We start from the raw sequence: 16,765 nt of genomic DNA, 5'->3' as shown, positions 1-16,765 counted from the left end.
ACATGGTTCAGTCAGAAGCACAACCCGACGCCACTGTCCTCGACGCAGTCTTCGCCGCGCTCTCCGATTCCACGCGGCGCGCCGTGCTCGAAGCCCTGGGAGAACGCAGCCTCAGCGTGACCGAGCTGGCCGAGCCGCACGACATGTCCCTTACCGGCTTCATGAAGCACCTGCGCGTGCTGGAGGACGCAGGCCTCATCTCCCGCACGAAGGAGGGCCGCATCGTGCGCTGCGAGCTGTCGCCCCGGCCCATGCAGGAGGCCGCCGTGTGGTTGTCGCGGTACGAGAAGTTCTGGACCGGGCGCCTCGATGCACTGGCGCGCTTTCTCTATCACCAGGAGGAGACCGAATGGAAAACCCTTCCGCCCGCGGCACCGGGCGCCCCTCGCTCACCCTCAGGCGGCACTTCAGCGTCTCGCCCGACAAGGTCTGGCGCGCGTGGACCGACCCGCAAGCGCTGAAGCTCTGGTTCGGGCCCGAGGAAATCGTCTCGGTGCCGATCGCCGAAGTCGACCTGCGCGTGGGCGGCCGTTTTCGCGTGGCCATGCTGGCCGATGACGGCGAGACGCACGACGTGAGCGGCACGTACCTCGAAGTCGTGCCCGAGCGCAGGCTGGTCTTCAGTTGGGCCTGGCGCAGCACGCCGGAGCGCGAATCGCGGGTCACCCTGAGCATCGAGCCCGATGCCGAGGGCTGCGAACTGGTGCTTCTGCACGAGCAGTTCTTCGACGAAGCCGCGCGCGACGGCCACGCCCATGGCTGGACCGGCGCGCTCGTCAAGCTGGAGAGATGGCTGGGCGCTGCCTCTGCCTGAACGAATGAAGAACGCTCCACCCCCGGCTCGCGCCACGATGCGCGAATGGACCGGCCTGGCCGTCATAGCGCTGCCCTGCATGCTCTATTCGATGGACCTCACGGTACTGAACCTCGCGATCCCGTCGATCAGCGAAGAACTCAAGCCGACGGCCTCGCAGCTGCTGTGGATCGTCGACATCTACGGCTTCTTCGTGGCCGGCCTGCTGGTCACCATGGGCACGCTGGGCGACCGCATCGGCCGGCGCCGCCTGCTGCTGATCGGCGCGGCGGCATTCGGCGTCGCCTCGGTGCTCGCTGCGTTCTCGACCAGCGCCAACATGCTCATCGCCACGCGCGCCCTGCTCGGCGTGGCGGGCGCGACGCTCGCGCCGTCCACGCTCTCGCTGATCCGCAACATGTTTCTCGATCCGGGACAGCGCACCATCGCCATCGGCGTGTGGATCTCCAGCTATTCGGCCGGCGCCGTCATAGGCCCGGTGCTGGGCGGCGTGCTGCTGCAGTTCTTTCCGTGGGGCTCGGTGTTCCTGATCGGCGTGCCGGTGATGGTGCTGCTGCTGGTGCTCGGGCCGCTGCTGCTGCCCGAATACCGCGACCCCGACGCGGCCCGGCTCGATCTGGCCAGCGTGGCGCTCTCGCTGGGCGCGGTGCTTCCGGTGATCTACGGCGTGAAGCAGATCGCGGAGCACGGGCCGCACGTGGTGCCTGCGCTGTCGATCCTGCTGGGGCTGGCCCTGGGCTGGCTGTTCGTACGCCGGCAGAAGCGGCTGCCCGACCCGATGATCGACCTGCGCCTGTTCGGCCTGCCGGCCTTCAGCGTCTCGCTCGGCGCCTACATGCTGGCCTGCTTCGTGATGTTCGGCATCTTCCTCTACAACGCCCAGTACCTGCAGCTGGTGCTCGGCCTGTCGCCGCTGCATGCCGGGCTGTGGAGCATGCCCGGGGCGGGGGCCTTCATCGTCGGTTCCATGGTCGTGCCGGCGCTGGCGCGGCGCATGCGCCCGGCCTTCGTGATGGGCGGCGGGCTGGCCGTGGCGGCAGTGGGCTTCGGCATGCTGGCCGTGCTGCCCGCGCAGGACGGGCTGGCCTGGATGGTGTGCAGCGGGGTCGTCTCCTCGCTGGGACTGGCGCCGGTGTTCACGCTGGCGACCGACCTGGTGGTGGGCAGCGCGCCGCCGGAGCGGGCGGGCGTGGCCTCGGCGATCTCCGAGACCAGTTCGGAATTCGGCGGTGCGCTGGGCATCGCGATCCTCGGCGCCATCGGCGCGGCCATCTACCGCAACGCCATGGCCGATGCGGTGCCGGCCGGGCTGGCGGGCCTGCCCGAGGTGGAGGCCGCCCGCAGCACGCTGGGCGGCGCAGTCGCGCTCGCCGGCCAGCTCGGCGGGAGCGCGGGCGCCGAACTGGTCGACGCCGGCCGCGATGCCTTGCTGCGCGGCATGCGGCTCACCGCAGGGGTCTGCGCGGCGGTGCTGCTGTTCGTGGCGGGGCTGGTGGCGATCCGGCTGCGCGGCGCGGGCGGTGCCGGCGAGACGCAGCCGCCGGAGACCCCGGGTGCCGCCGCATTGCCGGAGCGTTGACGAAACCCCATACTGGGGCTTCCACGACGCGACCACCGGAGCCTTCCATGAGCAACGAACTGCGCAAGAAGCTGCATGACCTGGCCGAACTCTGCGACAACACGACCGATCCGCAGACCAGGGCCATCATCGAGGCGATCCGGCTCCAGACGGCGGTGCTGAACGAGCGGCTGTTCTCCATCGAGCTGCAGGTGGCGGCGCTGTCCAAGCGCCTCGAAAACACGACCGACTGAGGGGCGGCCGCTTTGTTGGGATAATCCCCGTCATGAGCGGCAACACCTTCGGAAATCTCTTCGCGGTCACCAATTTCGGCGAGTCGCATGGCCCGGCCATCGGCTGCGTCATCGACGGCTGCCCCCCGGGCATGGAACTCAGCGAGGCCGACATTCAGGGCGACCTGGACCGTCGCCGCCCCGGCACCAGCCGCCATGTCACCCAACGCAACGAGCCCGACGCGGTGCAGATCCTCTCGGGCGTGTACGAAGGCAAGACCACCGGCACCCCCATCGCCCTGCTGATCCAGAACACCGACCAGCGCAGCAAGGACTATGGGCAGATCGCCCAGCAGTTCCGCCCCGGCCACGCCGACTTCACCTACTGGAAGAAATACGGCATCCGCGATCCGCGCGGCGGCGGGCGCTCCTCGGCGCGGCTGACCGCGCCCATGGTCGCGGCCGGCGCGGTCGCCAAGAAATGGCTGGCCGAGAAGTACGGCATGGTCTTCCGCGGCTGCATGACGCAGATCGGCGAGATCGCCATTCCTTTCGAGAGCTGGGACCATGTGCCCAACAACCCCTTCTTCGCCCCCATCGCCGACGTGAGCGCGCTGGAAGACTACATGGACCGCCTGCGCAAGGCCGGCGATTCGTGCGGCGCGCGCCTGCGCGTCACCGCGACGAACGTGCCCGTGGGCCTGGGCGAACCGCTCTTCGACAAGCTCGATGCCGAGATCGCCTACGCCATGATGGGCATCAACGCAGTGAAGGCGGTGGAGATCGGCGCCGGCTTCGACAGCGTCACCCAGCGCGGCACCACGCACGGCGACTCGATCACGCCCACCGGCTTCGTCACCAACAATGCGGGCGGCGTCCTCGGCGGCATCAGCTCGGGGCAGGACCTCGAAGTGACCATCGCGATCAAGCCCACCAGCTCGATCATCAGCCCGCGCCAGTCCATCGACGTCAACAACAACCCCGTCGAGGTCGTCACAAAGGGCCGTCACGACCCGTGCGTGGGCATCCGCGCGACGCCCATCGCCGAAGCCATGCTGGCGCTGGTGGTGATCGAGCACGTGCTGCGCAACCGCGCCCAGTGCGGCGATGTGCCCCAAGGACCCCTGGGCAGCAAGACAGAAGCCGCGTCGCCGCAGGCGTCCTTCCTCTAGTGTCCGAGCCGCCACCAGTGGCCGCCGCAAGGCGCGGCCACCTGCTGGCGTTCGCTGGCCTGTCGGCCAGCTATTTCGCGCACATCGGTTTCTTCAACCCCTACCTGCCGCTCTGGCTCAAGGACCTGGGGCTGCCGATCTTCACCATCAGCCTGCTGGCGTCGGTGCAGTCGATCACGCGCGTGTTCGCGCCCTATGCGTGGGGAGCGCTCAGCGATCACACGGGACAGCGCGTCAAGCTGCTGCGCTTCAGCGCGGCGGTGGCGCTGGCAAGTTCCTTCGGGCTGTGGTGGAACGGCGGCGCATGGTGGCTCGCGCTGGTGCTGCTCGTGATGTTCACCCACACCAGCTCGATGATGTCGCTCACCGAGGCGGCAATGGCCCAGCTGGTGGCGGGCGACTGGGGCCGCTACGGGCGCATCCGGCTGTGCGGCTCCGCGGGCTTCCTGCTCACGGTGTTCGTCGCGGGCGAGTGGTTCGAGCGCTTCGGCATGAAGCACTTCCCGGCATGGGCCGCGGGCACGCTGGCCATCGTGCTCATCGCGACCATGAAGCTGCCCGACCTGCGCGAGCCGCCCGCCGCGCATGACGCGGTCAAGGAGCCCATCGGGCCGGTGCTGCGCAATCCGGCCGTGCGGTGGTTCTTCGCGGCGCTGTTCTTCCAGGTGATGTCGCACTTCTCGGTGTACGCCTTCTTCTCGCTGTATCTCGATTCGATCGGCTACGGCAAGAGCACCATCGGCCTGCTGTGGGCGCTGTCGGTGGTGGCGGAGATCGTGTGGTTCTTCCTGCAAGGGCGGCTTATCGGCCTGATGACGATGCCGCGCTGGATGCTGGTGTGCAGCATCGCCGGCGTCGCGCGGCTGGGGCTGACGGCGGGGCTGGGTGGCTGGATCGCGGCGCTCATCGTTGCGCAATGGCTGCATGCGCTGAGCTTCGCGGCGCATCACACGACCTGCATCGCGGTGGTGTCGCGCCGTTTTCCCGGTCATCTGCGCGGGCGAGGGCAGGCGCTGTTTACCGTTATCGGCTACGGCTTCGGTGGTGTGTTGGGCGTTTTGCTTGGCGGCGCTGTAGCGCAGGCCTTCGGCTATCGCACGATGTTTACAGCTGCCACCTTGTTGGCAGTGCTCGGCACCCTGTGTGCGTGGCGGGTGGTGAAATTGGATCGGATGGAGCGCGCGGCAAGGGTCTGAACCGACCTCCCGACAAAGTGTCATGGGCCTTACATGCCCACGTCACCGCGGATTTTTACGCTGCGCGCTCCGTAACCTTTTCTCCTAATTTCTCATGTCCGTTTCCGACGAATCGCGCGGCGCGAATACGCCGCGCATCTCTTCGCCTGCCCAATCGAACGCTGCCGAACAGAACAACGACAACAACAGCAGCAACAACACGGCACCGCGCCGCCAGGTGCTCAAGCTCGGCGCCTCGCTTCTGACGGTCGGCGGCAGCGGTGCCTTGCTCGCGGCATGCGGCGGCGGTGGTGGCGGCGGTACGCCTGTTCTCCCGCTTCCAGCCCCGGCGCCTGCGCCCGCACCGGCAGCAACGCCCGCTCCGCCGGCAGCCGCCGCCAAGATCTCGAGCTTCTCGATCGCCGTGATGCCCGACACCCAGTTCTACGCTCGCTACGCCACGGCGGCCGAGAGCGACCAGTACAACAAGCGCTTCGGCAGCGCGCCCTTCGCCGCGCAGACGAAGTGGATCGCCGACAACGCCAAGGGGCTGAACATCCCGTTCACCATCCACCTCGGCGACGTGGTCGACCAGGTCGGCAAGCCCGATCAATGGAAGGTGGCCGATGCCGCCATGAAGATCCTCGAGGACGCGAAGCTGCCCTACAGCGTGCTGGCCGGCAACCACGACGTGCTGAGCGACGTCGACTTCAGCGTCGACCCCGTGGGCGGCACCGATGCCAATCGCACTCCAGCGAATGAACCCTACATCCAGTGGTTCGGCACCGAGCGTGCGAAGAAGCAGGCCACCTTCGGCGCACGCGACACCAGCGGCTTCCACGAGTACCACGTGTTCGAAGCGCAGGGCCAGAAATTCATGGTGCTGTCGCTGTCGTGGCGCATTTCCGATGCGGGCATCGCCTGGGCTCGCCAGGTGATCGCGAAGAACCCGACGCTGCCGGTGATCCTGGTGAACCACCAGCTGCTCAACATCGCTCCCGACGGCACGAGCCCGCTCGAAACCGACTACGGCAAGATGCTGTGGGACAAGCTGATCCGCGACAACGACCAGATCTTCATGACGCTCAACGGCCATCACCATGGCGCAGCGCATCTCACGAAGATCAACGACTTCGGCCGCAAGGTCGAGGAGATGGTGGTCGACTACCAGATGGCCTACCAGGGCGGCAACGGCCTGATGCGCCTGTACGAGTTCGACCTGACGAACAAGAAGATCAAGGTGCTGTCGTTCTCGCCGTGGGTGCCGCAGAAGCCGGCGGCCACGCTCAACAGCTTCGACCAGGCCGTGCTCACCACGCCGAACGAGGCCTTCACCATCGACATGGACTTCGCCCAGCGCTTCTCCGGCTTCAACAAGAGCTTCGGCACCGGCAGCGCCACCATCGACGGTTCGCTGGTGGACAAGGCCCGCGCGATGATCCTGGCCAACTACAAGGAGCCCGCAACGCTCGTGCAGCGGCCGGCCACGAACTCGGACGACTACCCCAAGGTGGCGAACACGCTGGCGCACTGGCGCTTCTTCGGTGGCACGATCAACCAGCCGGTGCTGCCGGGCACGGTCATCGCGGACGTCACGGGCAACAACCCGCTGCACCGCGATGCGCTCAATCAGGGCGGCGTGGTGGGGGCCACCGACGGCGACGTCGTCTGGACCGACGACCGCCACTACCTCTCGGCCGCACCGGGCTCCGTGCGTTTCCTGAACACCAACAAGAACACGCCGCGCCTGAGCTACTTCCTCACCGAGGCTGCTGCGCCGATCAATGCACAGACGCTGGAGAACGGCTACACCATCGAGGCCTTCATCAAGATCGACAAGGGCTGGACCAGCGCAAACCAGGCGTGGATGAACATCATGACGCGCGACGGCAAGCGCGGTGATCTGGCCGGCTACTCGGGCGGCGACCCGGAATCGCCCCCGATGCTGTTCGCCATTTCGAGCCTGCGCGAAGTGCAATGGGAAGTGACTCCGAGCCCGGCCGGAACCCGCGCGCCCAAGGCTAACTGGTCGGGTGAGGTCATCGCCGATCGCTGGGTGCACGTCGCCATCGTGAACGACCCGGTGTCGCACGACACCACGATGTACGTCGAAGGCGCGCCGGTGCTGCGCAATGCGGCTGCCATCCCGGGCCTGGCCACGCTCTCGGCCACCTCGCCGTGGGTCGTGGGCGGCGGCTCGTGGGACGGCGCTCGCGCCGACGGCTTCTTTGGCAACATCGGCGAAGTGCGCGTCGTGGCAGCAGCTCTGACCCCGGCGCAGTGGCTCACGGCACGCAAGCCCGCGTGATCCTTCGGCCTTCCCGCTGCCCGTGAGGCGGGAAGGCCGGCTTGCCTGGTTCCTACTTCCTCTTGCCGGTCTTTCCCGCCTTCGCTGTCTTCACTGCCTTCGCCGCACCCTTGCCGTTCTCCTTCTCGAAGATCGCAAAGTACTCCGAAGCCAGCTTCCGCAACGACCTCCCGATGTTCGCGTAGTCGTACTCGTTGAGGTTCGCCAGCGACACGCGCCCCGACGCATGCTTGCCGCCGAAGCCTCGTCCCGGCAGCAGCACGATGCTGGTCTCCTCCGCGATGCGGAAGAGGGCTTCGTTCGGCTGCAGCCTGGTCACGATCCATTTGCCGAAGCGCTCGCCGTGCATCTGCGTGGCGATGTCCTGCAGGTCGAGCAGGTGGTAGTAGCTCACCGAGTTCGGATCGGCCTGCAGCGGCAGGCCGAGTTCGCGGTACAGCGCTTCCTTGCGGCGCGAGACGATGTGCTTCATCGATTTCTTGTACGCCTCAGGCTCGTCCATCAGGCAGAACAGCGAGAACATCACCATCTGCGCCTGCACCGGCGTCGAGAGTCCGGCCGTGTGGTTCAGCGCCACGGTGCGGCTGTCGGCCACCAGCCGGTCGATGAACTTCAGCTTGCGCGGCTCGGTGGTGATCGAGCTGTAGCGCGCATCGAGCTCCTTCAGCCTTGCTTCTGAAAGCTGCGCGATCTTGCGGTCGATGATGTTGTCCTCGTGCGTGGCCACCACGCCCATGCGCCAGCCGGTCGCGCCGAAATACTTGGAGAACGAATACACCAGGATCGTGTTGTGCGGGCAGATCGCGAACAGCGAGCGGAAGTCGTCCGCGAAGGTGCCGTACACGTCGTCGGTGAGGATGATGAGGTCGGGCCGCTGCTTCACGATGTCGGCGATGGCGGCCAGCACCTCGTCGCTCAGCTTCACCGACGGCGGGTTGCTCGGGTTGCACAGGAAGAAGGCCTTGACCTTCGGGTCGAGCAGCTTCTGCAGCTCCTTCTTCGTGAACTGCCAGTTGTTCTCCGAAGGCGCGTCGATCAGCGCCTCGATCAGCCGGTAGTCGTTGAGGTGCGGGATCTCGATGTACGGCGTGAAGATCGGCATGCCCAGCGCGATGGTGTCGCCGGCCTGCAGCAGGTGGTTCTCGCGCAGGCTGTTGAACAGGTAGGTCATGGCGGCGGTGCCGCCTTCCACCGCGTACATGTCGAAGGTTCCCACGAAGGGATGCGTGCCGATCATCTCCTTGTGGATGTACTTGCCCACGATGATCTCGCTCAGGCGCAGCATGCGGTCGGGCACCGGGTAGTTGCAGCCGAGGATGGCCTCGCACATCTCGTAGATGAAGTCGCCGGCCGAAAGACCCAGCTGGTCGCGCACGTACGACACGGCGGCCTCGATGAAGCGCACGCCCGGCTGGCCCTCGTGCGACTTGGTGAAGATCTCGAAGCGCGCCTCGATGCCCTCGCGCTGCGGGAAGCCGCCCACGCCGTCCATGTAGATGTAGGAGCGCTCGCTCTCGGTCATCGCGAAGAGGCCGAACTGGAAGAAGCCGTGGCGCGGCGTGGTCGCCAGGAAGTTCGGATTGCCGCGGCCCGCGTTGAGCATCAGCCGGTCGCTCTGGCGGGCCACCTGGATCAGTGCATCCTTGAGTTCGAAGGGGCTCAGGCCACCGAGTTTTTTCACGTCGCTGAAGTCCATGGAGTGCTCCTGTTTGAATGGACGAAAAAATAAGAAGGAACGAGGCAGCCGTGCGTGCCGCGTCTACACGAGCGCCACGATCAGCGGGCCGAGCAGCGTGAGGAACACGTTGGCCAGCGCATAGGTGATCGCGAAGGGCACGGTGGGAATCGAGTTCTCGGCCTTGTCGAGCACTTCGCCGAAAGCCGGGTTGGCGCTGCGGGAGCCGCTCAGCGCACCGGCGAAGACGGCCGTGTTGCCGTAGCGCAGCACATAGCGGCCGAACAGCATCGTCAGCAGCATCGGCACGATGGTGACGACCACGCCTACGCCGAAGATGGTCAGGCCCAGCTGCTTGATGGTCTGCACCGCCTGCAGGCCCGAGGACAGGCCGACCACCACGACGAAGCCGGCCAGGCCCAGGTCCTTCAGCAACTGCACCGCGCTCGGCGGCAGCGCGCCGAAGGTCTGGCGCTTGGCGCGGTACCAGCCGAAGAGCAGCCCCGAGAGCAGGGCGCCGCCGCCCGAACCCAGCGTGAGCGGGATGTTGCCGAGCTTCACGCTCAGCAGGCCGATCAGCAGGCCCACGACCAGGCCGGCCCCGAGGTAGACGAAGTCGGTCTTCGCACTCGGGACGATCACGTCGCCGACGATGGCGGCCACGCGCTTCACGTCCTGCTCGGCGCCGAAGATCGACACCATGTCGCCGGTCTGCACCACGGTGTCGGGCTTCATCGGCAGCACCTTGCCCATGCGGCTCAACTGCACCACGAAGATGCCGTGCCGCACGCCGCCGGCCGTGGCCTTGCGGATCTCGTCCACCGTCTTGCGGTCGAAGTCCTTGTTGGTCAGCACGATCTCGCGCTTGTGCATGGTGAGCTCCATGCCGTCGACCCCGTAGACCTCCTTGCCCAGCAGCGGCGCGCTGGCCACCACCGCGTCGCGACGGCCCACGGCGAGCACGATGTCGCCCTGGTGCAGCACGAGCTCGGGGCTCACTTCGACGAACTTGCCGTCGCGCTTCACGCGCTCGATGGTGATGGTGGTTGCCGGGTTGGCGTTCTCGATGTCGGCGATGGTGCGCTTCGGATCGGCCACGAGCTCATAGATGCGGCCGACCAGCGAGGGCGCAGCTTCTTCCTGGTCGGGGCCCAGCACCTTCACGCCGGCCTGCATCGCGGTCTCGGCCGCGATGGCGTCGTCGCGGATGGTGCGGCCCATGAACTTCGGCAGGATGTTGACGCACACGATGATCGCGCCGAAGGAGCCGAACACGTAGGTCACCGCATAGCCGATGGCCACGTTGGCCTGCAGCCGCGCGGTTTCCGCCGCCTCCAGCCCCAGCTTGGCGATCGCGTCGCCGGCCGTGCCGATGATGGCCGACTGCGTGAGGCCGCCCGCCGCCACGCCGGCCGCGAGGCCCTTGTCCAGCCCGCACAGCCTGGCCATGACGATCACCGTCGCGAGGCCGGTGGCCGCCATCACCGCGGCCAGGATGATCTCCTTCACCGACTGCCTGCCGAGCGAGCTGAAGAACTGCGGCCCGCTCTCGAAGCCCACCGCGTAGATGAAGAGGGCGAAGAGCACCGCCTTCACGCCGTTGTCGACCTGCACGCCGACCTGGCTCACCACCACCGCGACCAGCAGCGAGCCGGCCACGCCGCCGAGCTGGAACTTGCCGAACTTGATCTTGCCGATCCAGTAGCCGACGGCCAGCGAGAGAAAGAGCGCCATCTCGGGCGACTTCTTGAATATTTCGTGCAGCCATTCCATGGGTCAGGGTCCTTTCGGTTTGCCGATGTGCTTCAGGCTCATTTCGCCGCGTGCGCGACCAGCCCGGCCAGTGCCACGATGAGCGGACCCATCAGCGGCAGCACCACGTTCGAAATTGCATAGGTGATCGTGTAGCCCAGCAGCGGCGTGGCGTTGCCGGCCGCGTTCTGCACGGCGCTGAGCGCCGGCGTGCTGCACTGCTGGCCCGCGATGGCGCCCAGCAGCACGGGCGCCTCGAGCTTGAGCAGCCGATGGCCCACGAAGAGCGAGATGCTGGCCGGTACCACCGCGACCGCCACGCCGACCAGCGGCAGCGCGATGCCGAATTTCTTGACGAGCGCCAGCGCCTGCGGTCCCGAGGCGAGGCCGACGCAGGCGATGAAGGTGGCCAGGCCCAGGTCCTTCATCAGCGCCAGGGCTTCCGGCGGCACGCTGAGGCGATGCGGGTTCTTCGACTGGTACCAGCCGAAGATCAGCCCCGTGAGCAGCGCGCCGCCGCCGGTGCCCAGCGAGAACGGGATGCCGCCGAGCTTGACGCTGAAGCCGCCGATGAACACGCCCAGCAGGATGCCCATGGCCGCGTAGCTGATGTTGCTGCGGGTGGATTCGACGACGCGGTCGCCGATGAGAGGTACCGCCCGCGCCACGTCGAGCACCGGGCCGTAGAGCTTTAGCACGTCGCCGCGCTGCAGCTTCAGGTCGTGCAGCAGGGGCATGGCGTTGCCGTCGCGCTCGACGCCGACGATCTGCACGCCCGGCGGAAGCGGCGCGCCGAGTTCGTACAGCTCGCGACCGAACCATTCGCGCCGGTCGACCACCACCCCGGTGGTCTCGACCACCGCGTCGAAGGCCGTGGTGTTGGCGAACTCGCGGCCCAGCAGTTCGGCCACGTTCACCAGCACGCTGCGGCGTCCGATGGCGAGCACCTGGTCGAAGGCCTGCAGCCTGAGCGTGGGCTCCACGGTCAGGCTCTGGCCGCGTCGCATGACTTGCTCGATGCTGGCGTGCCCCTTGAAGATGGCTGTCAGTTCGCCCACCGTGCGGCCGCGGCCCACGGTGACGAGGAACACGCGCCCGATCATCTCGGGCGTGGCGGAAGCCGCGTCGGGCTCGTCACCCCCGCCGCCCATCGTCTTCCAGAGCCGGTCGGCTTCGGCGCGCAGGTCCACGCGCAGCAGCAGCGGAAAGACCTGGCTGGTGGCCACCACGATCGCGATCAGCCCGAAGACGTAGGTGATGGAGTAGGCCGTGACCACGTTGGCCTGCAGCTGCCGGATGTCGGCAAGCGGCAGCGCGAGCTTGGAGATGGCGTCGGTCGCGGTGCCCACCACCGCCGATTCGGTGGCCGCGCCGGCCATCAGGCCCGCGGCGGTGCCCTGGTCGAGCGAGAGGAAGAGGGTGGCGCCGAGCACGAGCGCCAGCACAGCCACCACTTCGACGAGACAAAGCAGCCCCAGCCGCAGCCCCTTGGCATCGAGGTTCGCGAAGAACTGCGGGCCGCCCGCGTAGCCGAGCGCGAAGATGAAAAGCATGAAGAACACGTTCTTCACGCTGTCGTCGAGATGGATGCCGAGTTGCCCGACGACGAGGGCCGCGATCAACGTGCCGCAGATGCCTCCGAGCTGGATCGGACCGAAGCGAATCTGGCCGATTGCGTAGCCGATGGCGAGCACCAGGAATAGCGCGATCTCCGGCTGGCTTTTGAGAATTGCAACCAGATCGTGAATCACGGGCCGATCCTTTTTCCGGAACAGACCTGCCGGACGGAGGCAACTTTATTTGCCCGGCAATTGACGCGGGCGTAATTCACGCAACCCCCATCCTGATGCCTTCGTATGCTGGTGGCTGCAACGCGCAGACTTTATGCTGATTCGAAGAGCCGTCTATTTTTCGCATTGGCTCTTACGATAAATCAACATTTAAAATAATTGTGAAATTGTGTGCTGGGAGGTGGGTGTGAAACTCATTCTTAAAACAATATTCGTATTGTTGAAATTCTTTTTAGGTAATTGGTCGTATAAATCGGCCGTGGCATCGCAATGACGCGGCGAGTCACGATCCAGACGCCAGCGGGAGATTCGCTGCAGTTCCGCCAGCTGGTAGGCCGCGAGGCGCTGAGCCAGCTGTACGCCTTCGACGTCGAGTTGCTGGGCAACAGCAACAACGTGGACCCCAAGACCCTGCTGGGCAAGGCCTCCACCGTGTCGGTGGAGACCGAAGGCGGTGTGCGCTACCTGGGCGGCATCGTCACGCGCTTCGGGCTGCAGCAGGAAGATGCGCGCCATTCCTTCTACCGGATGCGGCTTCGCCCCTGGCTGTGGCTGGCCACGCGGCGCAGCGACTTCCGCATCTTCCAGGGCAAGAGCGTGCCCGACATCGTGATGGAAGTGCTCGGGCGCTACGGCCACCCCATCGAGAAGAAGCTCACGCGCGGCGACTACCGGGTGTGGGACTACTGCGTGCAGTACCACGAGAGCGACTTCGACTTCGTCTCGCGCCTGTGCGAGCTCGAGGGCATCTACTACCACTTCAGGCACGAAGCGTCGCAGCACGTGCTCGTGTTCGCCGACGACATCGCCAACTCGCACGGCCCGCTGCCCGGAGGCGAGGAGGTGCGCTACCACCCGCTGGAGAAGTCCGGCATGGGCCAGCGCGAGCGCATCTACGCGTGGGAGATCGCCGAGGAAGTGCGCTCGGGCCACCATTACAACGACGACTACGACTTCGAGAAGCCCAAGGCCGAGCTGTCGCACCTGAGGCAGATGCCGCCCGGGCACGACCACGACGCCTACGAGAACTACGACTGGCCCGGCGGCTTCGTGCAGCACGGCGACGGCGAGGCCTATGCGCGCATCCGCAACGAGGAGCAGCTCAGCCAGCGCAACCGCATCACCGGCCGCTCCAACCTGCGCGAACTGGCCACCGGCCACACCCTGCGCCTCACCGGCCACCCCAAGGCCGACCAGAACCAGCAATACCTGCTCGTGGGCGTGAGCTACCACCTGCAGGAGAACCTGCAGGCCAGCGAGGGCGTGGAAGGCACCGAGGGCTCCGTGCAGCGCTTCGCCTTCGAGGCGCAGCCCACCAGCTACGCGTGGCGGCCGCTGCGCACCACGTCCAAGCCGCGTACGCGCGGGCCGCAGACCGCCATGGTGGTGGGCCCCTCGGGCGAGGAGATCTGGACCGACAAGTACGGGCGCATCAAGGTGCAGTTCCACTGGGACCGCCTCGGCCAGGAAAACGAGCACTCCAGCTGCTGGGTGCGCGTGTCCACCGCTTGGGCGGGTGCCACCTTCGGCATGACCAGCGTGCCGCGCATCGGCATGGAGGTGATCGTCGACTTCCTCAACGGCGACCCCGACTACCCGATCGTCACGGGCTGCGTGCACAACGCCGACACCATGCCGTCATGGGAGCTGCCCGGACAGAAGCACCTGTCGGGCATCAGGAGCCGCGAGCTCGGAGGCGGTCGCGGCAACCACCTTGTGCTGGACGACACTCAGGGCAAGATCCAGGCGCAGCTGCGAAGCGACCACCAGGCCAGCCAGCTGAGCGTGGGGCACATCGGGCGCATCGAGGACACGGCCGGGCGCAAGGAGCCGCGGGGGCAGGGGTTCGAGCTGCGCACCGACGGGCATGGAGTCGTCCGCTCGGGCAAGGGCCTGCTGGTCACCACCGAGGCGCGCCCGAATGCCCAGGCGCATTCCACCGACATGAGCGAGACGGTGGGCCGCCTGACGCAGGCGCGCGATCTGCACGAGGGCTTGAGCGGCGTGGCGCAAGGCGCACAGGCCCACGACGCCGGCGACCAGGACGAAGTCACCACGAGCCTCAAGGAGCAGAACGACGCCATCAAGGGGCAGGGCGGCAACCGCGAGCAGGGCGAGTTCCCCGAGTTCCAGGAGGCGCACATGACCCTGGCCAGCGCCAAGGGGCTGCAGACCGTGGCGCAGGGCTCGACGCACATCGTGAGCAACGAGCACAGCGCGCTCACCAGCGGCGGCCACACGAGCCTGAGCGCAGGCAAGAGCCTGCTTGTAAGCGTGCAGAACGCGATCCGCATGTTCGCCTCCAAGGCCGGCATGCGGCTCGTGGCGGCCGGTGCCGACATCGACATCAAGGCGCTGAAGGACAGCGTGAACGTGCTGGCCAAGCTCAACATCACGCAGACGGCCAACAAGATCACCATCCACGCGAAGGAAGAAGTGGTGATCAACGGCGGCTCGAGCTACAGCCGCTGGAGCTCCGGCGGGATCGAGCACGGCACTTCCGGCACCTGGCGCGAGCACGCGTCGGTGCACAGCCTCGTCGGGCCCGCCAACGAAGGCAAGCCCGCGCTGCCCAATCCGCCGCAGGTGCCGAAGGGACAGCTCGACCTGTACCACCAGTACATCAAGCCGACCGGAGAAAAGCGCCAGGGCGTGGCGCAAGGTGACTTCACCGTGGTCGATTCACAAGGCGGCACGCACGCGGGCACCTTCGACCGCAACGGTTTCGCGACCGTGTCGGGCCTGCCCATCGGCACCGCGAAGGTCACGTTCGGCAAGGACCCGCGCGACCCGTGGGACGAAGGCAGCTATTACGGCACGCCCGAGGACTGGAAGGCGAAGGCCGCGACAGGCGGGGCCGCCGAAGGCGCCGGAGGCGGCGTATCCGGGTTCTCGGGTCTGGCCAGCGGCTTCGCAGGCATGACCGGCATGACTGGCGCGGCCGGCGGTGCGGCAGGAGCGCTCGCCGGCGTCGCGGGCATGGGCAGCAAGGCTGCGAGCGCACTGGGCCAGGTCACGCAGGCGGCCGGCATCGCGCAGCAGGCAGTGGGTGCGGCGCAGGCCATCCAGCAGGGCGGCGCCAAGGCGCTGCTGGGCCAGGCGAGCCAGGCCGCGACCGGCATGGCGATCCAGGCAGCGGGGGCCAAGCTCGGGCCGATGGGCGTGCCGATCACCGGCGTGATGAGCGGCGTGGCTTCCGGTGGCATGAAGCAGGGCATTGCAACTGCTGCCGCCAATCCCGTGGCCACAGGCCGAACGCCTGGCTTCATGGGCTGACCCGCTCGCGGCGCGCCGCACTCACTTCATCAATCCGAAGCACAAGCTCTAAGAGAACAAGAAAAAGATGGCAGAACAGGAAGCAGGCGCGAAGCCGCAGGCGGCGGAGAGAGAACCGCAGACGGCGGTAGCGCCGCTGAACACGATCGTGAAGGAAGACGTTGCCGCGGCAAGCAAGGCGGTGGACGACTGGCTGCGCTCGTTCAGCGGAGGGTACGTGACGCTGGAGCGCCTGACGATGGTGCTGGGCAGCATCCCGATCGTCGGGAACATCATGGCGCTGGTGGATGTGTTCCTGGACATCATCAACATCGTGGAGAAGAAGGCCAAGGACGGGGTCGATGCGTTCCTGAACTGGGTGAGCCTGGGCATCAACCTGATCGGGCTGATTCCGATACCGCCAAGCATGGCGGCGGCGCGCATGAGCCTGCGGCCCACGCTGCACCTGGTGAAGCAGGAGCTGAAGACGGCGGCGTCGAACCTGGGCGAGGCGATCGTGACGACGCTGGTGGGGCACCTGAACGCCACCATCATGGGTGAGCTGGACAAGTTCATCGAGGGGGCGATCGAGAAGCTCGACGGCATTCTCAAGAGCTGCGCGGATCTTGCGGACAAGATCATCGACAACCTGGTGGACATCCTGCGCCGGGTGCTGGGGCAGAAGGACCTGTTCACGGTGGGCACGCCCGCGGCGGCGGAAACGAAGGTGCACGACCCGAAGACGCAGAGCACGTGGAGCCGGATGTGGGGTGCGGCGGTGCGGTATTCGAAGCAGTCGGCGAACTACGTGGCGAAGGCGGCGGCGAGCCAGCTGCCCGATGGTGTTGCCGGCAAGGTCAATGGCGTGATCACGCAGATGCTGGACTTCAAGCGGCTGCTGAGGGGGCAGCTGTCGAAGCTGGCGGACAAGGAGGCGCAGGCGAGCATCATGTGGCTGCTGCACAAGCTGCGGGATGCGTTGTTGAAGAAGAAGGGCAAGAGGGCGGCGATCGTGCCGCCGCAGGCGGGGGCC

At 66.9% G+C, this 16,765-nt stretch carries 11 protein-coding genes and 1 pseudogene; 9 read left to right on the top strand and 3 right to left on the bottom strand.

Annotation, left to right across the window (positions count from 1 at the left end):
- Window positions 1-2 precede the first annotated feature (2 nt).
- The 7 genes from BMY35_RS17025 to BMY35_RS16995 all read left to right on the top strand — a co-directional run bounded on the left by BMY35_RS17025 (window position 3) and on the right by BMY35_RS16995 (window position 7,260).
- Window positions 3-461 (top strand): ArsR/SmtB family transcription factor, encoded by a 459-nt coding sequence (locus tag BMY35_RS17025; RefSeq protein ID WP_093201376.1) that lies wholly within the window; start codon window positions 3-5, stop codon window positions 459-461.
- Entirely contained in the window at window positions 350-814 is a 465-nt protein-coding gene (locus BMY35_RS17020) for an SRPBCC family protein (protein WP_093201269.1), read from the top strand. Before BMY35_RS17025 ends, BMY35_RS17020 begins: the two co-directional genes overlap by 112 nt.
- 4 nt (window positions 815-818) lie before the next feature.
- A complete protein-coding gene (locus BMY35_RS17015) occupies window positions 819-2,393 on the top strand; it encodes an MFS transporter (protein ID WP_093201266.1) in 1,575 nt (524 codons plus the stop codon).
- A 47-nt stretch (window positions 2,394-2,440) separates the two neighbouring features.
- A complete protein-coding gene (locus BMY35_RS17010) occupies window positions 2,441-2,626 on the top strand; it encodes a hypothetical protein (RefSeq protein WP_093201264.1) in 186 nt (61 codons plus the stop codon).
- Between the two features lie 32 nt (window positions 2,627-2,658).
- A complete protein-coding gene (gene aroC / locus BMY35_RS17005) occupies window positions 2,659-3,777 on the top strand; it encodes a chorismate synthase (protein WP_093201261.1) in 1,119 nt (372 codons plus the stop codon).
- 17 nt (window positions 3,778-3,794) lie between these two features.
- Window positions 3,795-4,973 carry an MFS transporter gene (locus tag BMY35_RS17000; protein WP_256228663.1) on the top strand — a complete coding sequence of 393 codons (1,179 nt, stop codon included), beginning with the start codon at window positions 3,795-3,797 and terminating at the stop codon, window positions 4,971-4,973.
- 94 nt (window positions 4,974-5,067) lie between these two features.
- The gene (locus BMY35_RS16995) at window positions 5,068-7,260 is read left to right on the top strand and encodes a LamG-like jellyroll fold domain-containing protein (protein WP_093201256.1); all 2,193 of its coding nucleotides are present in this window, start codon (window positions 5,068-5,070) and stop codon (window positions 7,258-7,260) included.
- Between the two features lie 52 nt (window positions 7,261-7,312).
- On the opposite strand, the gene BMY35_RS16990 is transcribed toward BMY35_RS16995, so the two are convergent.
- The 3 genes from BMY35_RS16990 to aspT (BMY35_RS16980) form a co-directional block, all read right to left on the bottom strand.
- On the bottom strand, window positions 7,313-8,956 hold the full coding sequence (locus BMY35_RS16990; protein ID WP_093201253.1) for a bifunctional aspartate transaminase/aspartate 4-decarboxylase: 1,644 nt from the start codon (window positions 8,954-8,956) through the stop codon (window positions 7,313-7,315).
- A 63-nt stretch (window positions 8,957-9,019) separates the two neighbouring features.
- Complete coding sequence (gene aspT, locus BMY35_RS16985) at window positions 9,020-10,708, bottom strand: aspartate-alanine antiporter (RefSeq protein ID WP_093201251.1); 1,689 nt, start codon at window positions 10,706-10,708, stop codon at window positions 9,020-9,022.
- A 38-nt stretch (window positions 10,709-10,746) separates the two neighbouring features.
- A complete protein-coding gene (gene aspT, locus BMY35_RS16980; protein ID WP_093201248.1) occupies window positions 10,747-12,438 on the bottom strand; it encodes an aspartate-alanine antiporter in 1,692 nt (563 codons plus the stop codon).
- A gap of 309 nt (window positions 12,439-12,747) precedes the next feature.
- On the opposite strand from aspT (BMY35_RS16980), the gene BMY35_RS16975 reads away from it, so the two are divergent.
- Window positions 12,748-15,753: a type VI secretion system Vgr family protein gene (locus tag BMY35_RS16975; protein WP_093201246.1), complete on the top strand. Its 3,006-nt coding sequence runs from the start codon at window positions 12,748-12,750 to the stop codon at window positions 15,751-15,753.
- Window positions 15,754-15,820: 67 nt separating this feature from the next.
- Window positions 15,821-16,765, top strand: a pseudogene (locus BMY35_RS16970) (type IV secretion protein Rhs); the annotation flags it as partial.

The sequence above is a fragment of the Variovorax sp. YR750 genome, assembly GCF_900109805.1.
Taxonomy (GTDB): Bacteria; Pseudomonadota; Gammaproteobacteria; order Burkholderiales; family Burkholderiaceae_C; genus Variovorax; species Variovorax gossypii.
The sequence above is the reverse complement of the archived record's forward strand: the minus strand, read 5'-3'. Positions and strand labels throughout refer to the sequence as shown.